The 5,331-nt window shown below is 68.4% G+C and carries 6 protein-coding genes; 5 read left to right on the top strand and 1 reads right to left on the bottom strand.

The window, feature by feature from the left end:
* Positions 1-504: efflux RND transporter periplasmic adaptor subunit (locus tag Q0C41_RS29500; protein ID WP_291990266.1), on the top strand; the 504-nt coding region annotated here is incomplete at its 5' end.
* A 34-nt stretch (positions 505-538) separates the two neighbouring features.
* Here Q0C41_RS29500 and Q0C41_RS29495 read toward each other — a convergent pair.
* Positions 539-1,009 (bottom strand): nuclear transport factor 2 family protein, encoded by a 471-nt coding sequence (locus Q0C41_RS29495; protein WP_291990264.1) that lies wholly within the window; start codon positions 1,007-1,009, stop codon positions 539-541.
* 234 nt (positions 1,010-1,243) lie between these two features.
* Here Q0C41_RS29495 and Q0C41_RS29490 point away from each other — a divergent pair, with 234 nt between their 5' ends.
* The 4 genes from Q0C41_RS29490 to Q0C41_RS29475 all read left to right on the top strand — a co-directional run.
* The gene (locus Q0C41_RS29490) at positions 1,244-1,603 is read left to right on the top strand and encodes a hypothetical protein (RefSeq protein ID WP_291990262.1); all 360 of its coding nucleotides are present in this window, start codon (positions 1,244-1,246) and stop codon (positions 1,601-1,603) included.
* 31 nt (positions 1,604-1,634) lie between these two features.
* On the top strand, positions 1,635-3,005 hold the full coding sequence (locus Q0C41_RS29485; RefSeq protein ID WP_291990260.1) for a TolC family protein: 1,371 nt from the start codon (positions 1,635-1,637) through the stop codon (positions 3,003-3,005).
* Positions 3,002-4,237: an efflux RND transporter periplasmic adaptor subunit gene (locus Q0C41_RS29480; RefSeq protein ID WP_291990258.1), complete on the top strand. Its 1,236-nt coding sequence runs from the start codon at positions 3,002-3,004 to the stop codon at positions 4,235-4,237. Before Q0C41_RS29485 ends, Q0C41_RS29480 begins: the two co-directional genes overlap by 4 nt.
* A gap of 5 nt (positions 4,238-4,242) precedes the next feature.
* Positions 4,243-5,331 (top strand): efflux RND transporter permease subunit (locus Q0C41_RS29475; RefSeq protein ID WP_291990256.1); only part of this gene is annotated, 1,089 nt, incomplete at its 3' end.

Here is a 5,331-nt window from a genome sequence, read left to right as displayed (position 1 = left end):
ATGACCGTGTCCGATTTGAGTGCGGTGAACGCGGAAGTAAAGGTGGCCGAGGCCGACGTGATGCGGCTGTCGAACGGCTTTCCCGCCACCGTGACGCTCGAAGCCCTGCCCCTGCAAAAGTTCACCGGCCGGGTGGTCGAGATCGGCGCCAGCGCGCTGCCCCAGGTCGGCGCCCAGGCGGCGGCCCGGGAGTTTCGCGTGAAAGTGCGGCTCGACGGCCCGGCGGCAACGCTGCGCCCCGGGCTGACGTGCGATACCGAGATTCTGGTGGCCGAAAAGAAGAACGCGCTGACCGTGCCGCTGCAGGCGGTGGTCGAGCAGAATGGCAAGGCCGGTGTGTTCGTCGTCCGCGACGGCGGCGTGACCTTCACGCCGGTGACGACCGGCATCATCGGCGGGCTGTCGATCGAGGTAGACGACGTGGCCGAAGGCACGACCATCGTGTCGGGCCCGTTCCAGACGTTGCGCAATCTGCGCGAGGGTGACCGCGTGCGCGTGCGCTAGCCCCAGCCTAGGCGCCTGGATCCCCTACCGAGGACTACTTCGCGGGCCGGCGCGCTCGGCTCGACGTATGGGAGTGCCGTATCTTCCAGAGTCCGTCGGGCATCCTCACCAGCACCAGCGTTTCGAGCCCTTCCGAGTCGAGCTCGCGGTCGCCCATCTTTGCCTTGATGGTGTAGCGCGACGTCGCATAGGCCGAGTTGCCGCCGGGCATCAGCGTGACCTTGGTCTCGGTGTGCCCGAACGCCAGATTCTCGAAGGCCTTCAGCTCGGGACCCAGGTGGCGATCGCGGTAGTCGGCCCAGCCGTGGTTGATGCCGGTGCCTTCGTAGATCGTGACGTCCGGATGATAGAAGGTCGCGAGCCGGTCGAGATCCTTCGCCATGAAAGCGGCGTCGTAGCCTTTCAGCCAGGTCTCGACGGCAGCGGCATCGCCGGCGCCGGGCTGGGCGAAGGCCAACGAGGGCAACAGGGCGATCAGGGCGAGTGCGCGGAGGGTGCGGATCATCAGCGTATTCTCCATCATTGCGACACGACTGCTTGGTGATCACGTCGGGACCCAGTTCAATCACCGACGATGTCGAGCGCCCCGACCAATGTGCGAGTTCTTCCCCGCCGATTTAGAGAAATCCCCCATCGAGGTCCCCAGCGCCCGGAGACGATGCCACAGATTAGTCGGTTTTCGACGGTCATCGCGTCAAGTTAGTTGGCGTCGTTCTTGCTCACGCGATCAGCACACCCGATGCTGCGAGCCTCTATCCTCTCGATCGTCCTGACACTGGCGATCGGCCCGAACGCCGACATCGTGTGCCAGGCCCTGTGTGCCCCGCAGGCGGACCTGACCAAGCCGTGTGACCACGACGGAACGAGTCCGCTGCAGATCGCCGCGGGTGACGACTGTTGCGAGGGCCTCTTGGCCGGCGGGGCGTCGGCGCAGTTCACGGCCCTCCGGCGCGATTCCTCGCTCCCGAGCGGCGACGTCGCGATTCCAGTCCTCGGCGGCGCGCTCGTCCGTTCCGCGACCACCCACCGCTTGGGCTACGAGCCGGGACGCCGGCAGTCGCTCGCTCATCGGCCCCTCCCAACCATCCTCCGCATCTGATCTCTCGCTGCCGCGGCTGATCCCTCAGGGATTGAACGCCGGCGGCATCACTGCGCCTGGCTCGGGCCGTCGCCCCACGGCCCCGGCATCGGTTGATCACCAGTCTGACCAGAGAGGCCCGCGTGTGCGGTACGTGCAAATGAGATCTTCCAGAGTCGTCCGATGCCTCGTCGTGCTCGCCATCGTCGCGATCGTCCGGCCGCCTGCCGGCGCCGCCCAGGCGACACCAGCACTTCCCTCGCCGCTCGGTCTCGCCGATGTCATTCGCGTGGCGAGTGAGCGACGGGACGAGATCCAGGCCGCGCGCGCCCGCATCCGCGCCGGCGAGGAGCGCCCCGTGATCGTGTCGGCACTGGACGACCCGATGATCTCGCCTGCCATCGATCATCTGCCCTTCAAGTGGGACGGCGCTGACGTGAGCGTGACCATCGAGCAGCAAATTCCGCTATCGGGAATCCGGCGGCACCGTCGCGCCTCCGCCCTGGCCGACGTCGATCGGCTGCGGGCTGACGCCGATCGCGCGGTCCTGGACGTCAGTGTCCAGGCCGCCAACGCGTTCCTGATGCTGCAGGAGCGCCGCCGCACGACGGCACTGGTCGTTGAACAAATCGAGTTCGCCCGCGACATTGTCTCCGCGGCCAACGCGCGGTACTCGGGCGGCACGGCATCCCAGGCCGATGTCCTGCGCGCCGAAGTCGAGGTGGCACGGCTGGAGGCCGCCGCCACAGCGCTCGCCGGAGAAGTGCGGGGCGCCGAAGCGATGCTGAATGCCAGCCTGGCCCTGGACCCTGACCTGACAGTGCCGGAACTCGCGCCGCTCACATTCGCCAGCCCGATCCCGGCCTGGACGACGATCAAGGCCGCACTCGCCGCGCGACCGGAACTGGTGGCCGGACGCGCCGAGGTGGCCCGGGCCGAGGCTGATGTGCTGGTGATGCGTGACATGTACCGGCCAATGGCGACCATCCGCACGGGGCCCGCGTACACGATGGCCGAGGGCCGCGGCTGGATGGCTATGGTGGGCGTCACCCTGCCCATCTGGCGCGGCAAGTTGCGGGCCGGTGTCGCCGAAGCGCAGGCCATGCGCCTCATGTCCGAGGCGGACCTCCAGGCCATGACCCGGATGATCGAGGGCGACGCGGCGGTCGCCGTAAATCTGCTCCAGGCCTCGCGCGATCGCCAGACGGCGCTCAGCCGCGAGGTGTTGCCCCGCGCCCGGATGGTGATCGAACCGGCCGTCGCCGGTTACGCCGCGGGGCAATTGCCGCTCGTCAGCGTGATCGAAGCCGTCCAGGCCCTCTGGCTGGTCCAGTCCGACCTGATTACCGCCGACACCGCTCTCGGTCTTGCGTGGGCCCGGCTCGGGCGCGCCATTGGATCGTACGAGGCGATCATCCCATGACACACTTCACCAAGCTCACGTCGGCCCTCGCCGCGGTCGCCGTGACCACGGCCGTCTTCACCGCGGGGCTGTGGATCCAGCGCTCCCGCGACGCGTGGCCATTCGCGCCCGCGACGCTGGCGTCCGGATCAGCCGACAGCCGGCCGGCGGCTCCGTCCACCGACTCCGGATCCAGCCACAGCCGGGTGCCGATCACGGTCACGCCGTCCACCGTGCAGCAGCTCGGCATCCGCCTCGAGCCGGCCACGCGCGAGGCGTTGACCGAAGTCGTGCGGGCCATGGCGACGGTGGTGCCCGACGAATCGCGGATTTCCCACGTGCACACCCGGGTCGCTGGCTGGGTGGAGCATCTCGACGTCAACACGACGGGCGAAATGGTCCGCGCCGGGCAGCCGCTCGCAGACATCTTCTCGCAGGAACTTTTCTCATCTCAGACCGAGTACCTCGCCATCCGCCAGACGACCTCGGCTTCGGGCCTGACGAGCATGGTAGTGGCCGGCGGGCGTACCAGACTGGGCGTGCTCGGCATGACGCCGGCAGACATCGACGCCATCGAGCAATCGGGCGAACCCAAGCGCCTGTTCACGGTGGCCGCGCCTCGCAGCGGCGTGGTCGTGAACCGCGGCGTGACGGTCGGCACGTCGGTCGACCCCTCGACGACGCTGCTCACCATTGCCGACCTGTCGCGCGTGTGGATTCTCGCCGAAGTACCGGAAACACACATCGCCACGGTGCACCTCGGCACCCGTGCGCAGGTGGACTTTCCGGGCTCCGGTCAAGTCCCGTTTGACGCGCGGATCGACTTCATCTATCCGACGTTGTCCGAACGGACGCGCACGCTGCGCGTCCGGTTGTCAGCGGCCAATCCCAGGGGCACGCTCAGGCCGGGGCTCTATGGCACCGTGGCGTTCGAATCGACGGGCCCATCGGTCATCACCGTGCCACGGGATGCCGTGGTTGACACCGGGCTGCAGCAGCACGTCTTCGTCGCCACGGGCGATCACTTCGAGCCTCGGCCGGTGACGCTGGGCGTGCAGCTCGCCAACCGCGTCGAGATCCGCAGCGGTCTCGCAGAGGGCGAACGTGTCGTGGCGGCGGGCGTGTTCCTGCTGGATTCGGAGAGCCGGCTGCGCGCCACGGGGGGCAACGGCGTTCACCAGGGCCACGGCGCGCCGGCCACGACGACGAAACCCACCGCGGCGCCGGCTGACCCGCACGCGGGCCACCGGTAACGATCATGGTTGAACGGATCATCGAACTGTCGGTTCGCCACCGCTGGGTGGTCTTCGGGGCGGTGCTGGTCCTGTCCCTCTGGGCGGTCGATTCCGTCCGTAGGACCCCACTCGATGCCCTCCCGGACCTCTCCGATCCGCAAGTCATCGTCTACACCGAGTGGATGGGGCGCAGCCCCGACCTGGTCGAGGACCAGGTCACCTATCCGTTGGTCCGTGCGCTTCAGAGCACCCCGGGCATCAAGACCGTGCGCGGCTATTCGATGTTCGGGATGAGTTTCACCTACGCGATCTTCGATGACGGGACGGACATCTACTGGGCACGGACCCGCGTGCTCGAACAGCTGGGACGGGTGCAGCAGTTGCTGCCTCCCGAGGTGTCGCCGACGCTCGGCCCCGATGCGAGTGGCCTCGGTTGGGTCTACCAGTACGTCCTGACCGACAGCAGCGGGCGCATGGACCTCGCCGAGCTGCGGACCCTCCAGGACTTCACCGTGCGACCGGCCTTGCAGGCGGTCGGCGGGGTGGCTGAGGTCGCGTCCCTCGGCGGCTTCGAACGCCAGTTCCAGGTCGTCATCAACCCCGACCGCCTGGTCGCATTCGGGCTCACCCTGACCGACCTCACCCGGGCCGTGCGCGAGGCCAACGCCGAGGTCGGCGCCCGGGTCCTCGAACTGGCCGGTCGCGAATACGTCCTGCGCGGCCGTGGCTACGTCAAGACCCTGGCCGACCTGGAACAGAGCGTGGTCGCCGTCGGCGCCGGCGGCACCCCGATCCGTCTCGGCGACGTGGCGAGCGTCCGCTTCGGACCCGAGATCCGTCGCGGCGCGGCCGACTGGAATGGCACCGGCGAGGCGGTGGGCGGCATCATCGTGATGCGCATCGGCTCCAATGCGCTGCAGGTCATTCGCGCGCTCGAAGCGGAGATCGCGACGCTGCGCCTGCCCGACGGCGTGCAGCTGGTCCCCACCTACGACCGGTCGGAGTTGATCCTCGGCGCGGTCGGCACGCTGACCAAGACGCTGCTGCAGCAGGCGGTGATCGTCACGATCGTCTGCCTGGTCTTCCTGTTTCACCTGCGCTCGGCACTGGTC

The organism is Luteitalea sp. (assembly GCF_022842525.1).
Lineage (GTDB): Bacteria > Acidobacteriota > Vicinamibacteria > Vicinamibacterales > Vicinamibacteraceae > Luteitalea.
The sequence above is the reverse complement of the archived record's forward strand: the minus strand, read 5'-3'. Positions and strand labels throughout refer to the sequence as shown.